General features: G+C 33.2%; 4 protein-coding genes and 4 pseudogenes. 7 read left to right on the top strand and 1 reads right to left on the bottom strand.

Features of this window, described 5'->3' with window-relative positions; translation table 11 throughout:
* The first annotated feature begins 7 nt into the window (after positions 1–7).
* Both nusA and infB read left to right on the top strand, forming a co-directional pair.
* A pseudogene (nusA, locus tag JJC05_RS06815) lies at positions 8–1,251 on the top strand (transcription termination factor NusA).
* Positions 1,252–1,298: 47 nt separating this feature from the next.
* Positions 1,299–4,217, top strand: coding sequence for a translation initiation factor IF-2 (infB, locus tag JJC05_RS06810; protein ID WP_235878624.1), 2,919 nt, complete (start codon positions 1,299–1,301; stop codon positions 4,215–4,217).
* 190 nt (positions 4,218–4,407) lie between these two features.
* Here infB and JJC05_RS06805 read toward each other — a convergent pair whose 3' ends face one another.
* Positions 4,408–5,817 (bottom strand): APC family permease, encoded by a 1,410-nt coding sequence (locus JJC05_RS06805; protein ID WP_127823517.1) that lies wholly within the window; start codon positions 5,815–5,817, stop codon positions 4,408–4,410.
* 88 nt (positions 5,818–5,905) lie between these two features.
* Between JJC05_RS06805 and ruvB the strand changes: the two are divergent.
* The 5 genes and pseudogenes from ruvB (at position 5,906) to sov (ending at position 18,085) form a co-directional block, all read left to right on the top strand.
* Positions 5,906–6,927 (top strand): annotated as a pseudogene (ruvB, locus tag JJC05_RS06800) (Holliday junction branch migration DNA helicase RuvB).
* Between the two features lie 23 nt (positions 6,928–6,950).
* Positions 6,951–7,877, top strand: coding sequence for a tRNA epoxyqueuosine(34) reductase QueG (gene queG / locus JJC05_RS06795; RefSeq protein WP_105195512.1), 927 nt, complete (start codon positions 6,951–6,953; stop codon positions 7,875–7,877).
* Between the two features lie 101 nt (positions 7,878–7,978).
* Positions 7,979–10,235: pseudogene (locus tag JJC05_RS06790) on the top strand (NADP-dependent malic enzyme).
* Between the two features lie 83 nt (positions 10,236–10,318).
* Complete coding sequence (gene ruvA, locus JJC05_RS06785; protein ID WP_088390498.1) at positions 10,319–10,900, top strand: Holliday junction branch migration protein RuvA; 582 nt, start codon at positions 10,319–10,321, stop codon at positions 10,898–10,900.
* Positions 10,901–10,903: 3 nt separating this feature from the next.
* Positions 10,904–18,085: pseudogene (sov, locus tag JJC05_RS19055) on the top strand (T9SS outer membrane translocon Sov/SprA).
* Positions 18,086–18,131 lie beyond the last annotated feature (46 nt).

Raw genomic sequence — 18,131 nt, 5'->3', positions numbered from 1 at the left:
GAGTTGTATGGAGAATTTAGCATTAATCGAATCGTTTTCAGAATTTAAAGATAATAAATCTATCGATCGTGTTACATTAATGGCTATTTTGGAAGATGTGTTTAGAAGTGCATTGAAGAAAAAATACGGATCCGATGAAAATTTTGATATTATTATCAATCCTGACAAAGGCGATATGGAGATTTGGAGACGTCGTGTTATTGTAGCAGATGAGGATTTAGATTTCGAAAATGAGGAAATTACGCTGACAGAAGCTCGTAGAATAGAACCAGATTTTGAAATTGGAGAAGAAGTATCGGAAGAAGTAAAATTAATAGATCTAGGAAGAAGAGCCATTTTAGCTTTACGTCAGAATTTAATTTCTAAAATTCACGAACATGATAGTACCAATTTGTATAAACAATTCAAAGATTTAATCGGTGATATTTATACCGCAGAGGTACATCACGTACGCCCCAAAGCTGTAATATTAGTTGATGATGAAGGAAATGAAATTGTATTGCCAAAAGAAAAACAAATACAATCTGATTTTTTTAGAAAAGGTGATAATGTTCGCGGAGTTATAGAAAATGTTGAACTAAAGGGGAACAAACCACAAATCATCATGTCTAGAACTTCTGAAAAATTCTTAGAAAAACTATTTGAACAAGAAATTCCAGAAGTGTTTGATGGTTTAATTACAATTAAAAAAGTAGTTCGTATACCGGAGAAAAAGCAAAAGTAGCGGTAGATTCTTATGATGATAGAATCGATCCAGTAGGTGCTTGTGTAGGTATGAAAGGTTCTCGTATTCACGGAATAGTTCGTGAATTAGGAAATGAAAATATTGATGTAATTAATTATACCAACAATACACAGTTATTTATTACTAGAGCATTAAGTCCTGCAAAAGTTTCTTCAATTAAAATTGATGAAGAAAAGAAAACAGCTGAGGTATATCTAAAATTAGAAGAAGTATCAAAAGCAATTGGTCGGGGTGGTCAAAACATCAAACTAGCAGGGATGTTAACGGGTTATGAATTAGATGTAATTCGAGAAGGAAGTGCACAAGAAGATGAAGATGATGTTGAATTAACAGAGTTTGCAGACGAAATTGATGGTTGGATCATAGACGAGTTTGCAAAAGTAGGGCTAGACACAGCACGTAGTATTTTAAGTCAAGATGTAGAAGATTTAGTACGTCGTACGGATTTAGAAGAAGAAACTATTCTTGATGTAATCAAGATTTTAAAAGAAGAATTTGAAGATTAATCGCTTTTTAATCCACAAAAAAATAAAAAAAACCATAAATAAAATTTATGTCTGAAGGAACAATAAGAATAAACAAAGTATTAAGAGAATTTAATATATCTCTTGAGCGAGCTGTTGATTTTTTAAAGGATAAAGGTTTTATAATAGAATCTAATCCAAATACCAAAATCACAGAGGAGATATATGGTATTCTATCTAATCAATTTGCTGGAGATAAAGGTAACAAAGACGCATCTAAAGAAGTAGGCGAAGAAAAACGTAAAGAAAAAGAAGCGTTACGTTTAGAGCGTGAACACGAATTAGAGCAAAAACGCCTTGAAGAAGAACGTGCGCGTCAGGATGTTATCAAAGCCAAAGCAGCGGCTTTGTCAGGGCCTAAAAAAGTAGGAAAGATAGACTTAAATCCTAAGCCTGTTGCAAAACCTGAAATCGAAACACCAAAAGTAGAAGTAGAGCCCGTTGAAAAAGAAATTTCAAAACCTACAGTAGTAGAAGAAGAAAAGGTTGTGGTAAAAATTGAACCAAAACAGGAAAAACCAGTAGAAATTAAGGTTAAACCTGTGGTGGTGCCTCCTGTTGAAAAAAAGGTAGAAAAAGTGGTAGAAAAACAAATAGAAAAACCACAAGTGAAAGTAATAAAACCCGTAGTTGAGCCAAAAGTAGAAACTAAAGCTGAAAAGCCTGCAACAAGTCCTTCAGTTGAAGCAGGTCAAGTAGTAGAAGAACGCTATGAAACTCAATATCAAAAACTATCAGGTGCTACTTTTACAGGTCAAAAAATTGACCTTTCTCAATTTGAAAAACCTAAAAAGAAAAAAGAAGATTCAAGACCTAACCAAGGTGGGAATAATAACCATCAAGGAGGGAATGATGCCAATAAGAAAAAACGTAATCGAATTCCTTCTAAGCCTAACCAGTCTAATAAACAAGACGGTAATAACAATAATAACAATAATAATAACAACGGGCAGGGGAATAGAGGTAATCACGGAGGAAACCACAATGGAAACAAAGGTGGAAACAAATTCAATAAAAAAGCACCTGTTGTAAAAGTTGAACCAACAGAAGAAGAAGTAAAAAATCAGATTAAAGAAACTCTTGAAAGATTACAAGGAAAAGGAAATAAATCAAAAGCAGCTAAGTATCGCCGTGATAAACGAGATTCTCATAGAGAACGTAATGAGGCTGAGTTAGCAGCAAAAGAAGAGGGAAGCAAAGTTCTTAAGGTTACAGAATTCGTAACAGTGGGTGAAATTGCAACTATGATGGATGTCCCAATTACGAAGGTTATCGGAACATGTATGTCCTTGGGAATCATGGTAACCATGAATCAGCGTTTAGATGCTGAAACGTTAACGATTGTGGCAGATGAATTTGGATATGAAGTACAGTTTACTACTGCTGATATTGAAGAAGCAATTGAAATTGTAGAAGATAAGCCAGAAGATTTAAAACAACGTGCTCCAATTGTAACCGTAATGGGTCACGTAGATCATGGTAAAACATCACTATTAGATTATATCCGTAAAACAAATGTAATTGCAGGTGAGTCAGGAGGTATTACACAGCATATTGGTGCTTACGGAGTAGAATTAGAAAGCGGTCAAGAAATTACATTCCTTGATACGCCAGGTCACGAAGCTTTTACTGCAATGCGAGCTCGTGGTGCTCAAGTAACAGATATTGCGATTATTGTAGTGGCAGCTGATGATGATATCATGCCACAAACTAAGGAAGCAATTAGCCATGCACAAGCAGCGGGTGTGCCAATAATTTTCGCAATTAACAAAATTGATAAGCCAACAGCTAATCCTGATAAAATTAAAGAAAAATTAGCAGCCATGAACTTCCTTGTTGAAGAATGGGGAGGTAAATACCAGTCTCATGATATTTCTGCTAAGATGGGTATTGGTGTAAAAGAATTACTTGAAAAAGTATTATTAGAAGCCGAGATACTAGAATTAAAAGCAAACCCTGATAAACCAGCAGTAGGAACGGTTGTAGAAGCATTCTTAGATAAAGGACGCGGTTATGTATCTACAATTTTAGTACAAGCAGGAACTCTTAAAATTGGTGATTATGTGTTAGCTGGTAAGCACCACGGTAAAATTCGTGCTATGCAAGATGAACGTGGTCATAATGTAAAAGAAGCAGGGCCTTCAACACCAGTATCCATATTAGGTTTGGATGGAGCTCCTACAGCTGGAGATAAGTTTAATGTATTTGAAGATGAAAGAGAAGCAAAACAAATTGCCGCTAAACGTACTCAGCTATTACGTGAGCAATCTGTAAGAACACAACGCCATATTACATTAGATGAAATTGGACGTCGTATTGCATTAGGTCAATTCAAAGAATTAAATATTATTTTAAAAGGAGACGTAGATGGATCAGTGGAAGCATTATCAGATTCATTCTCTAAATTGTCAACAGAAGAAATTCAGATCAATATTATTCACAAAGGAGTGGGTGCTATTACCGAGTCAGATGTAATGTTAGCTTCTGCTTCCGATGCAATTATTATAGGGTTTAACGTACGACCACAAGGAAATGCTAAATCATTAGCAGAAAAAGAAGAGATAGATATTCGTCATTATTCTATCATCTATGCTGCAATTGATGATTTACGTGATGCAATGGAAGGTATGTTATCTCCTGAGTTTAAAGAAGAAATTACGGGTACTGCCGAAATACGTGAATTATTCAAAATTTCGAAAGTGGGTACCATTGCAGGATGTATGGTTACAGATGGTAAGATTTTTAGATCCAATAAAATCCGCCTAATCCGCGAAGGAGTTGTAATTTATACAGGTGATTTGATAGCCTTAAAACGTTTCAAAGACGATGTGAAAGAAGTTTCTAAAGGATACGATTGCGGTATGCAGATTAAAGGTTACAACGATATTCAAGAATATGACGTAATTGAAGGATTCACTACCGTAGAAGTTAAAAAGAAATTGAAATAATACAATATGTATACAATAAAAAAACCTCGATTTATCGAGGTTTTTTTATTGTATACCACTACTTCTTTTCTTGAAAAAATAGCAGAATAAAAAATCTTATGAAAATATATAGTTCGAAAATAGAACACCTTATTTATAATTTAATTTCTTGTAAAGATCTTTTGTTTATTTTATAGCCAATTATAATCTCTTATTTCTCTTTTCCTTTCGTTATATAATAAATAGGAATTCCTCCTAACATAATTAATACTCCCCATCCACAAGTACTTGTTTTATCTATTAAAAGCATGATACAAATAGCCAAAGAAACAATAATATAAAGTGCAGGTAAAATAGGGTAACCAAAAGCTTTATAGGGCCTTTTTAATTCAGGCTTTTTCTTTCTTAAGATAAAAATCCCTAGAATCGTCAAAATATAAAAAATAATAACTATAATCATTACAAAATCTAACAAATCACCATATTTGCCTGTTAAACAAAGTAAAGAGGCCCAAATACATTGAATCCATAATCCCCAGCCGGGAACAGCTGCGCTATTTAATTCAGCAGCCTTTTTAAAAAATAAACCATCTTTTGCCATCGTATAATACACCCTTGATCCCGCCATGATTAATCCATTATTACAACCAAAAGTAGAAATCATGATCATAATTGCGATAATAAAAGTCCCTGTTGTGCCAAAAATATGCTCTGATGCAACCACAGCCACTCGGTCTGAAGGAGCAAAGGCAATGGCGTTCAATGGCATAACGGCTAAATACATTACATTTGCTAATATGTAAATTATACTTACAATTAAAGTTCCTAAGAAGAGACTTAATCCTACATTTCGTTCAGGATTTTTTATTTCACCAGAAATAAAAGTTACACCATTCCAAGCATCACTTGAAAATAAAGAACCTACCATAGAAGCTGCAATAGCAGATAATAAAGTATATCCGCTCAGAATTGTCCAAGTGTTAGTTTCTTTATTAAAGGACTGAGCTGTCCAACTAGTATTCCAATTGTTATTCCAAATGTCACTTTTAGCAGCCAATATGAATCCAAATACGATGAGCCCAAATAAGGATGCAATTTTTGTAATAGTAAATATTTTTTGAATTATTTTTCCGTTTTTAACCCCTTTGCTATTGATATAAGTAAGAATTATAATGGTAATGATAGAAACAATTTGTGCAGCGCTTAGCTTGAAATTAGGGAGGTTAATAATAAAATTATTTTCGCTAAATGCTGGAATAAGATAGGCCGTAAATTTAGAAAAGGCAACGCCTACAGCTGCTATAGTTCCTGTTTGTATGACCGCAAAAAAACTCCATCCGTACAGAAATGCAATCAATTTGTTATAAGCCTCTTTTAAATAAACATATTGTCCTCCTGCTTCTGGATACATAGCGCTAAGTTCGCCATAACTAACGGCAGCTGTCATAGTTATAAGTGCAGAAATAATCCATATAGTTATTAACCATCCAGCACTGCCAATATTACGAGCAATATCAGCACTTACAATAAATATACCCGAACCAATCATAGAACCTACTACTAGTAGTGTTCCGTCTAGTAAACCTAATTCTTTTTTAAATTCTTGTGTTTGTTTTTCCATAGTTTTTGGTTTGATTTGCTAATATATGTTTTTTTATTTATTGAAGTGCTAGTGCATAATTCACGAAACAAACTTTTATCTTTGCATAATGAATGAAAATTTGAATCCTAATAAAGAACGTTTTACACCGCAAGAGATGGATGTTGAGCGTGCCTTACGCCCGTTAAGTTTTGAAGATTTTGCTGGTCAGGATCAGGTATTAGAAAATTTGAAAGTATTTGTTAAAGCAGCTAATCTTAGAGGAGATGCTTTAGATCATACTCTTTTTCATGGACCACCGGATTAGGAAAAACAACATTAGCCAACATATTGGCTAATGAACTGGGAGTTGGAATAAAAATTACCTCAGGACCTGTTTTGGATAAGCCGGGTGATCTGGCAGGATTGTTAACAAACTTAGAAGAACGTGATATATTATTTATAGATGAAATACATCGTTTAAGTCCAGTGGTAGAGGAATATTTGTATTCCGCCATGGAAGATTATAAAATAGATATCATGATCGAAAGTGGACCCAACGCGCGATCTGTGCAGATAGGTTTAAATCCTTTTACTTTAGTAGGAGCTACTACTCGTTCAGGTTTACTCACCTCTCCTATGAGAGCCCGTTTCGGAATTCAATCAAGATTACAATATTACAATACAGAATTATTAACAACCATTGTCCAACGTAGTGCTTCTATTTTAGGAACGCCTATTTCTATGGAGGCAGCTATTGAAGTAGCTGGGCGTAGTAGAGGAACACCTCGTATTGCCAATGCTTTATTAAGAAGAGTACGTGATTTTGCTCAAATTAAAGGAAATGGAACTATAGATATAGAAATAGCTCGATATTCTTTAAAAGCTTTAAACGTGGATGCACATGGTTTAGATGAAATGGATAATAAAATTCTAACCACTATTATTGATAAGTTTAAAGGAGGTCCAGTTGGAATCAGTACATTAGCAACTGCGGTATCCGATAGTGGCGAAACGATAGAAGAAGTGTATGAACCATTTTTGATTCAAGAAGGATTCATAGTTAGAACCCCGAGAGGACGTGAGGTAACAGAAAAGGCATATAAACATCTTGGTCGTACTCGTATGGGGTCACAAGGAGAGTTATTCTAGTAAATTTTTTCAAAAATATTGGCTTGATTAATAATAAAGAAAAATATACCCAGTTAATAAAATCCGAGTCGTTACGACTCGGATTTCTTTCCTGTGGGATTTCTAAAGCTGATTTTTTAAAAGAAGAAGCACCTCGTTTAGAAAAATGGTTGAAAAAAGGGATGAACGGCCAAATGGGGTATATGGAAAACCATTTTGACAAACGATTAGATCCTAGGTTATTAGTTGAAGGGGCTAAAAGTGTTATTTCTTTAGTACTTAATTATTACCCGTCTGAAATTCAAAATCAAGATTCGTACAAAATCTCTAAGTACGCCTATGGTGAAGATTATCATTTTGTAATAAAAGATAAACTAAAAGACTTACTTCGCTTTATTCAAACAGAAATAGGAGAAGTGGATGGACGTGTATTTGTAGATTCAGCCCCCGTATTAGATAAAGCGTGGGCTGCTAAAAGTGGTTTAGGATGGATAGGGAAAAATAGTAACTTGATTACAAAACAAGTAGGTTCTTTCTATTTCATTGCTGAAATTATTTTAGATTTAGAGTTAGAATATGATTTGCCAACAACAGATCATTGTGGTAAATGTACCGCCTGTATAGATGCTTGCCCTACAAAAGCTATCATACAACCCTATGTAGTCGATGGTAGTAAATGTATTTCCTACTTTACAATTGAATTAAAAGATCAAATACCACAAGAAATGAAAGGCAAATTTGATGATTGGATGTTTGGATGTGATGTATGTCAGGACGTATGCCCATGGAATCGTTTTGCAAAACCGAATGCAATAGATGCCTTTACACCTAATCCAGATTTAATACATTTTACTAAGGAAGATTGGAGAGAAATTACAGAAGATGTGTTTAAAAAAATATTTAAAAATTCAGCCGTTAAGCGAACTAAAATCAATGGATTAAAAAGGAATATTCTATTTTTAGATGATTAATTTAGTTAAAAAATTTCATTCTTTTCTTTCAACACTTATCTTTGCCAGTTCATTAAAAGGCAAAAAAATATGTCAGACGATAAAAAAGAAGAGAAGCTCTATTGTACCATGCAAAACCACAGCTCCGGTAAAATTAAAGTGGTTCCGACTAAAAAATATGCTACCCAACGTGATTTGTCTTTAGCATATTCTCCGGTGTGGGCCGAACCTTGTATTGAAATTTCTAAAGACATAGATAAAGTATATAAATATACAGCAAAAGGGAATCTAGTAGCTGTAATTTCTAATGGTACCGCTGTTTTAGGTCTTGGCGATATAGGACCAGAAGCATCCAAACCCGTTATGGAAGGGAAAGCTTTATTGTTTAAAATTTTTTCTGATATAGATGTTTTTGATATAGAAGTAGATGCTACGGATATTGACAAGTTTGTAGATACAGTAAAAGCAATAGCTCCTACTTTTGGAGGAATTAATTTAGAAGACATAAAAGCTCCTGAATCTTTTGAAATAGAAAGACGTTTAGTAGAAGAACTAAATATACCCGTGATGCACGATGATCAACACGGAACCGCTATCATTTCATCAGCAGCATTATTAAACGCGCTAGAATTAGCAAACAAAGATATTAGTAAAATTAAATTAGTAGTATCTGGGGCTGGTTCAGCTGCATTGGCTTGTGCTAATTTGTACGTGGCATTAGGAGTAAAGGTTGAAAATATCTTTATGTTTGATGTAAACGGATTATTAGTGTCAAGTAGAGAAGATATTTCTAATCTTCAAAGGAAATATGCTAAAGATATGTCTGCTCAAACCTTAGCAGAAGTTATTGTAGGAGCCGATATGTTTTTAGGATTATCAGCAGGAAATGTCCTAAAACCCGAAATGTTATTAACCATGGCTGAAAATCCAATCGTTTTTGCTATGGCTAATCCAGTACCTGAAATAGATTATAATCTAGCTATCAGTACCCGAGAAGATATTATTATGGCAACAGGACGTTCCGATTATCCAAATCAGGTTAATAACGTTTTAGGATTTCCCTATATTTTCCGTGGAGCACTAGATGTTAGAGCAACTAAAATAAACGAAGCCATGAAAATGGCAGCAGTAAAAGCATTAGCCTGTTTAGCCAAGCAACCTGTACCTGAACAAGTGAATGTTGCTTATGGAGAAACTAAATTAGTCTTTGGTCGTGATTATATTATTCCAAAACCATTTGATCCACGATTAATAGCCGAGGTTGCTCCAGCCGTAGCAAAAGCAGCAATAGATAGTGGAGTGGCACAACAACCTATAACAGATTGGGATAAATACCGAAATGAATTATTAGATAGATTAGGATCTGATAACAAAATGGTACGTATGTTAGCTAACCGTGCTAAAACAAATCCTAAAAAAGTGGTTTTTGCAGAGGCAGACCATTTAGATGTGTTAAAGGCAGCACAAATTGTATTTGAAGAAGGAATTGGGATGCCTATTTTGTTAGGGAATAAAGAAATTATCCTAGAGTTGAAAGAAGAATTAGGTTTTGATGCAGAAGTTGAAATTATTGATCCCAAAACAAAAGAAGAAGAAGAACGTAAAAATAGATTTGCTCAAAAATATTGGGAAACCCGTCGTAGAAGAGGAATTACACTTTTAGATGCTCAAAAATGGATGCGTGAACGTAACTATTTTGCCGCTATGATGATTAATGAAGGAGAGGCAGATGCCTTAGTTACGGGGTATTCAAGAAGTTATCCATCGGTAGTAAAGCCTATAATGGAGTTGATAGGGAAAGGAGCTGGTGTAAGTAGAATTGCAACCACTAATTTAATGATGACTGCAAGAGGGCCTATGTTCCTAGCAGATACAGCCATTAATCCTAATCCAACCGCAGAAGATTTAGCTAAAATTGCACTTATGACAGCTCGAACAATTAAACTGTTTGGAATGGAACCTGTAATGGCCATGGTGTCTTTTTCTAACTTTGGTTCTTCAAAAGATGAGAGTGCTTCTAAAGTACGTGAAGCAGTAGCTTATTTACACACACATCATCCCGATTTAATTGTAGATGGTGAAATTCAAACAGATTTTGCATTAAATCCTGAAATGTTGAAGAGTAAATTCCCATTCTCTAAATTAGCAGGACAAAAAGTAAATACCCTTGTGTTTCCTAATCTAGAATCAGCCAATATTACCTATAAAATGTTGAAAGAACTATATAAGGTAGAGTCAATAGGACCTATAATGTTAGGTTTAGATAAACCAGTACATATTTTTCAGTTAGGAGCTAGTGTTGAAGAGATGGTTAACATGGCAACCATAGCAGTTATAGATGCTCAAGAAAAAGAGAAAAGACACAGAGTTCAAAAATAAACCTCTGAATTTCTTAATACGCTTATCATTAAATAATTCCACTCAATAAAATTACTATATTTGGAAGGAATAATAAAAGAAGCATGATTGCACACATACAAGGAAAATTAGTAGAAAAAAACCCTACCGACGTTGTAATTGACTGTAACGGGGTAGGGTATTTAGTTCATATATCTTTACATACATACGGTTTATTGCCATCCAATGATTTTATAAAACTATATACCTACTTACAGATAAAAGAAGATAGTCATTCTTTATATGGATTTATAGAAAAATCAGAAAGAGAAATCTTTAAATTACTTATTTCTGTATCAGGTATTGGTGCTAATACAGCAAGAACGATGCTTTCTTCATTAGAACCCAAACAAATTATAAATGCCTTAGCCTCTGAAAACGTAGCAACCATCCAATCTATAAAAGGAATTGGTATTAAAACAGCTCAAAGAGCCATAATTGAATTAAAAGATAAAGTGTTAAAAATCTATGAAATAGATGAAGTTTCATTGATTCCAAACAATACAAATAAAGATGAAGCGTTATCTGCTTTAGAAGTGCTTGGTTTTGTTAGAAAATCTGCCGAAAAAGTAGTTGAAAAAATTATTGCCTCTACACCAGAAGCTACTGTAGAAAATATTATAAAACAAGCTTTAAAAAATTTATAAACATTGAAAGATAATTTTTCTCCCCCATTTAATTTATTATTTAAAAACAGTTTCTATATACTGTTTTTCTTTGTTTTAAATAGCCTCTATTCGCAAGAAGTAAAAGATACGTTAAAAGGATATCAAAAAGGAAAGATGGAATTGCCAGATCCTAAAAGTATTCTAGAAGCTTATACATACGATCCTGTAACAGATCGTTACATCTATACAAAATCTTTTGAAGGATTTACAATAGACTATCCTATTGTATTAACCCCTGATGAGTATCAAAAATTGATACAAAAAGAAGCCATTCGAAAATATTTCAAAGAAAAAGTAGATGCAGTAGCAGGACAAAAGAAAAATTCAGAAGAAAAGAAAAGAGATTTATTACCTCGATATTATATCCGTTCAGGACTCTTTGAATCTATTTTTGGAAGTAATACAATTGATATTAAACCAACAGGAAGTGTAGAAATAGATCTTGGTATGCGTTACTCTAAACAAGATAATCCTGCCTTCTCACCACGAAATAGAAGCAATTTTAATTTTGATTTTGATCAACGTATTAGCATGAGTTTAATGGGGCAAGTAGGAACTCGTCTTCGCGTTAATGTTAATTATGATACAGAATCAACTTTTGCTTTTCAAAACTTAATTAAGTTGCAATATACACCTACAGAAGATGATATTCTTCAAAAAATAGAAGTAGGAAATGTTAGTATGCCATTGAGCAATAGTTTAATCAGAGGAGCCCAGAGCTTATTTGGTTTTAAAACAGAACTAAAATTTGGTAAAACGACCTTTACAGGTGTCTTTTCTGAACAAAAATCACAAACCAGAACCGTAACGGCACAAGGAGGAGGACTCATTCAAAATTTTGATATGTTTGCGTTAGATTATGATGCCGATCGTCATTTCTTTTTATCACAATTTTTCAGAAACAATTATGATCGAGCATTAGAAACTTATCCCGTAATTAATTCAAGAATACAAATCACTCGTTTAGAAGTTTGGGTTACCAATAGACAAAATAGAATTAATACAGGAGTAGAAGGAAATAATCTTCGAAATATAGTAGCACTTGCTGATTTGGGAGAAGCTCAAAGTACTAAACTATCCAATGATGAAATAATAGGATTAAATCCAATTCCAACTGATTTTTTTAAAACCTTACCCGATACACCTGTAGATAACGCTAATAATGCCTTTAATCCTAAAAAGATAGGAGGAGTAGGGAGTTTGTTAAATGATGCTATACGAGATGTTTCAAATGTTTCAACTGGTTTCAATGGTTTAAATACAAGAGAAGGGGTTGACTATTCTAAATTAGAAAACGCACGTAAATTAAATTCCAATGAATATACATATCATCCACAACTTGGATATATTTCGTTAAATCAACGATTAACGAATGATGAAGTACTAGCTGTTGCTTACCAATATACAGAAGGAGATAAAGTTTATCAAGTTGGAGAATTTGGTAATGATGGCGTTACTTCTTCCACGGTAGGTACAAATGATATACCTGTTACCAAAGCCTTAGTTCTAAAATTATTAAAACCCAACTTAAATAATGTAGATAAACCCATTTGGAATTTAATGATGAAAAACGTTTATCAAATTCCGGGAGCCTATCAACTAGAAAAAACAGATTTTAAATTTAATATATTATATACAGACCCTTCACCTATAAATTATATTACCCTAGGTACTCCTTTACCTTTAAGAGGTGATATATCCAATCAACCCCTTCTAAAAGTATTTGATTTGGATAAATTAGATTTTTATAATGATCCTAATGGTGGAGATGGCTTTTTTGATTTTTTACGGGATTAACAATAGATACACAAAATGCCCGTATTATATTTACTAAAGTAGAACCTTTTGGGAAATCTTTATTTGAAAAATTAGTTTCTAATAATGTTACTGAAAAATATAACGATGAAAGTTCCTACAACTCGAATCAAAAAAAATATGTTTACACCAGTCTATATAGAAAAACACAAGCAGCAGCCTTACAAAACAGTGAAAAAAACAAGTTCCAATTAAAAGGTAAATTTAAATCAACAGGAGGAGATGGAATTTCTCTAGGTGCTATAAATGTACCTAGAGGATCTGTTGTCGTAACAGCAGGAGGAAGAGTTTTACAAGAAGGAGTCGATTATACCGTAAATTATCAAGCAGGGCGTGTACAAATTTTAGACCCTTCATTACAAGCTTCTGGTACTCCCATTCAAGTATCAGTTGAAAATAACTCAGTCTTTGGGCAGCAAACAAGACGTTATATGGGATTTAATATCGAGCATAAATTTTCTGATAAATTTCAAATTAATGGAACTCTAATTAATATGTCCGAACGTCCTTTTACACAAAAGACAAATTATGGACAAGAATCAGTAAATAATACAATGTTTGGTATTAATGGTAACTTTTCAACTGAAGTACCCTTTTTTACAAGATTAGTTAATAAATTACCTAACATAGATACAGATGTGCCGTCTAATTTGTCCTTTAGAGGTGAATTAGCCTATTTAATGCCGGGCACTTCCAAAATTGATCGCTTTAATGGCGAATCTACCGTTTATGTAGATGATTTCGAAGGATCCCAATCCACCATTGATATGCGTGCTCCCCAATCATGGAGTTTAGCCAGCGTTCCTGATGAATTTCAAGATAAATCAAGTGCCAATAATTTGAGCTATGGTTTTAACAGAGCTAAATTATCTTGGTATAGCATAGACCCTATATTTTATACAAATCAAAGACCAGCAGGAATTAGTGATAATGATGTTTTAGCATACGATACAAGACGTGTTTATCTAGACGAACTATATCCACAAACTAGTATTGCTATAGGTGATTCTAGAGTTGTAAATACTTTAGATTTAACTTATTATCCGAAAGAAAGAGGACCCTATAATTTTAATCCAGCAGCACTAAATAATCAAATGCCTGATCCTACAAAATCTTTTGCAGGTATTATGCGTCCCATTACCACCACTAATTTTGAACAAGCGAACGTTGAATATATTCAATTTTGGGTATTAGATCCCTATTATAAAAATATTAATGGAGTATCTCCTGCTAATACAGGAAAAATTACAATTCACTTAGGGGATGTATCGGAAGACGTTTTAAAAGATGGTAAAAAAATGTACGAAAATGGATTGCCGGATTAGGTTCTGATCAAAAAACCTTACCTTCTCAATGGGGTAAAGTTCCTGCCAATCAATCGCTTATATATACTTTTGATTCAAATAATAACAATAGAATATTACAAGACGTGGGACTTAATGGCTTAAATGATGCCGAAGAACGAATAAAATTTCCTGATTTTGCTAATCAAGAAGATCCCGCAATGGATAACTATCAGTATTATTTAAATACTTCAGGAGGAATTGTTACTCGATACAAAAAATACAATGGAACAGAAATGAATTCACCTGTTGATGTTACAGATAGCAATAGGGGAAATTCTACAATTCCGGATGTTGAGGATATTAACAGAGATAATACCATGAATACAGTAGAAGGGTATTATAAATTTGAAATTGATATAAAACCCAATGTAAAACCAGGGGATAAATATGTAGTAAGCGAGCGTATAGATGATGACCGCGATTTAGGAGGAGGACAAAAAACCAGTGTACGTTGGATACAATACAAAATTCCGATAACAGAAGGAGTGGCTATAGGAGGTATTTCAGATACCCGATCAATTCGTTTTATGCGTATGTTAGTTAACGGGTTTAGTAATCAAATTACTTTGCGTTTCGGAGCTTTAGATCTAGTTAGGGGTGATTGGAGACGCTATGCAGGGCAATTAACAAACATAACAGATCCTAATACTAATTTTGAAGTGCAAAGTATTAATATAGAGGAAAATGCACAGCGAAGTCCAATACCGTATGTTTTACCACCGAATGTAAAAAGAGAACAAATTAATAATAATAATACAATAATTAATCAAAACGAGCAATCATTAGTACTGCGCGTAGGTTCTGCAAATGATGAATCCAAAGGATTAGTAGATGGCGATGCAAAAGCGGTATTTAAAAACGTTAGCGTTGATATGCGTCAATACAAACGCTTGAAAATGTTTTTACATTCAGAATCCTTACTTAAATCGGACGATTTAAAAGATAAAGAATTAAGTGCCTTTGTTCGTTTTGGAAATGATTTTACCAATAACTTTTATGAAATTGAAGTTCCATTAAAAATAACTCCTTTTGGAAATACAGGAACAGAAACTATTTGGCCTACTGAAAATGAAATTAATTTAGCACTTTCAGCATTAGGGAAATTAAAATTAGAGAGTTTTAAAGCAGATCCTCAATTTATTGATCTTGTAGATAAATCGTATGTTAGAGAAGCTACAGTGTATGATAGTGGTGCGACTGCTGGTATCAAAATTCGTGTAAAAGGAAATCCAAATATTGGTTATGTACGTACACTAATGGTAGGACTTAAAAATCCTAAAGGAGGGGTAACTACTTCAAAAGTTAGAGGAGAAGTTTGGTTTAACGAATTGCGTTTAGCGGAAATGGATGAATCTGGAGGTATGGCAGCAGTTGCAAGCTTAGATACCAATATGGCCGATTTTTTAACATTATCCGCCACTGGACGTATGGGAACCATTGGTTTTGGATCTATAGAACAAAAACCAAATGAAAGAAGTCGAGAAGATATGTGGCAATATGATGTTGTAACAAATGTTAGTTTAGGCAAGTTATTGCCTAAAAAATGGGGTGTTAATTTACCATTTAATTATGCAATAGGGGAACAAACTATTACACCAGAATATGATCCATTATACCAAGACTTAAAGTTAAAAGACGTTTTAGCAGCAGCGCAAACAGAAGAAGAAAAAGACGCTGTAAGAAAAAGATCTGAAAATTTTACTAAGAGAAGAAGTATTAATTTCATCGGAGTAAAAAAGAACGATCACCCGAACAAAAACCCCATATTTATGATGTAGAGAACCTAACGCTATCGTATTCCTATAATGAGATGAAACATCGTGATTTTGAAGTTCAAAATGTTTTAGATCAACAAATACGCACGACAGCTGATTATGCCTATGCGTTTAAAAGCAAAACCGTTGAGCCTTTTAAACAAACAGCCTTCATGAAAAAAAGTACTTATTGGAAATGGTTGAGTGATTTTAATTTTAATTTGCTACCATCTAATATAAACTTTAGTTCATCCATTCTTCGTCAATTCAATAGACAACAATTTCGTCAAGTAGATCAAAGTATCGTAGCAGGTGTTGAACCTCTGTATCGTAAAAACTACCTATTTAATTATAATTATGGTTTTAATTTTAATTTAACACGTTCGTTTAAGATAAATTATACAGCTACAACAGGTAATATTGTTAGAACCAATTTACTTAATCAAAATGGAGATTCTCAAAAACCAGAATATACCGTTTGGGATGATTTCTGGAATGTAGGAGAACCCAATCAACATAATCAACAAATTACCGCTAATTATACTTTGCCTATAGAAAAAATCCCCGTTTTTTCTTTTATAAAATCAGATTATACTTATACAGGAAATTATTCTTGGAATAGAGGATCCGATGCTATGCGAAATTTTTATCCAGATAAATTAGCAAATCCAACATTGGTCTATGATTTAGGTAATACAATACAAAATGCTAATACACATAAACTAAATACAAGCTTTTCACTAACCAATTTTTATAAATATATTGGATTAGTTAAGTTTTCCGAAAGGAGTAAACAACCTGCTAAGCCTGTTGTGCCCATAACAGCTCCTAAACACGGAGAAAAAATTGTGGCAAAACCAAAGGAAAAAGTACTAAAACAAAACGTATTTTTAGACGGTTTAATAGGTGTTGCTACAGCTATTAAAAATGTACAAGTGAATTATTCAGAAACTAACGGAACTTTATTACCCGGGTATCTGCCTTCCATAGGATTTTTAGGTTCCTCAAGACCTTCTTTAGGTTTTGTTTTTGGAATGCAAGATGAAGTGCGTTTTGAAGCCGCTAAAAACGGTTGGTTGACTAATTATGATAAGTTTAACCAAAATTTCACAAAAGTAAATACCAAACAAATACAAGCAAACGCAAAGCTAGAACCATTTGCTGATTTAACAATTGATTTAGTAGCAGACCGTACTATTTCTAGTAATTACAGTGAACAATTTATAGTAAAAGACGGTAACTATAATTCATTATCACCTTATCAAACAGGAAATTTTTCAGTTAGTACACTAATGATAGGTACAGCGTTTGCAACAAGTGATGAAAATGGATCTAACGCTTTTGAAGCATTTAGAAATGGAAGAAAAGAAGTAGCCCAACGTTTAGCTCAACAACGCGCATCTTATGATCCTTTATATGATCCATCTCAACTTGACATAGATGGATTTCCTAAAGGATACGGTAAAAATAGTCAGCAAGTATTATTACCTGCTTTCTTAGCAGCCTATACTTCGGATTTTAGAAGTTCATCTAATGTTCCTTTAAACTTTAACAGATTGTTGCCTTTGCCAAATTGGAATCTAAAATATACAGGTTTAATGCGCTACAAATTCTTTAAAGATCGTTTTAGAAGTTTTAGTATACAACACAGCTATAAATCAGCTTATACCCTAAATTCATATCGTTCAAATTTTGAATACGATAAAAATCCAAATGGAGTTGATGTATCTGGAAATTATTACAGTTCTACTCTTATTGGAAATGTAAACCTAACAGAACAGTTTAGCCCTTTATTACGACTAGATATTCAAATGAAAAACTCGTTAAAATTTATAGCAGAAATGAAAAAAGATCGAACACTTTCTTTAAGTTTTGATAATAATTTGCTTACTGAGTTAAAAGGACAGGAATACATACTAGGTATTGGATACCGTATTAAAGATGTAACAATTCGTTCACGACTGGCAGATAACAATACAGGTGTTGTTAAAAGCGATATTAATTTACGAGGGGATATCTCTTTTAGAAACAATAAAACTATAGTGAGAAATATAGATTATAATAATAATCAATTAGGAGGAGGGCAAAATATTATAACAGCTAAACTTTCTGGAGATTATAAATTTTCTACCAATTTAACCACTTTGTTTTATTTTGATTATAATTTTAATAGAGCCGTCATATCAACTTCTTTTCCTATTACCAATATTAGAGCAGGTTTTACTTTGCGTTACACATTAGGTAATTAATTTTTTAAGAATATGATTTTGATATTATTTTAATAATTATATTTTT

Source organism: Flavobacterium davisii, from assembly GCF_019565505.1.
Lineage (GTDB): Bacteria > Bacteroidota > Bacteroidia > Flavobacteriales > Flavobacteriaceae > Flavobacterium > Flavobacterium davisii.
Note: the sequence above shows the minus strand (reverse complement) of the source record. Positions and strands in the feature narration are given on the sequence as shown.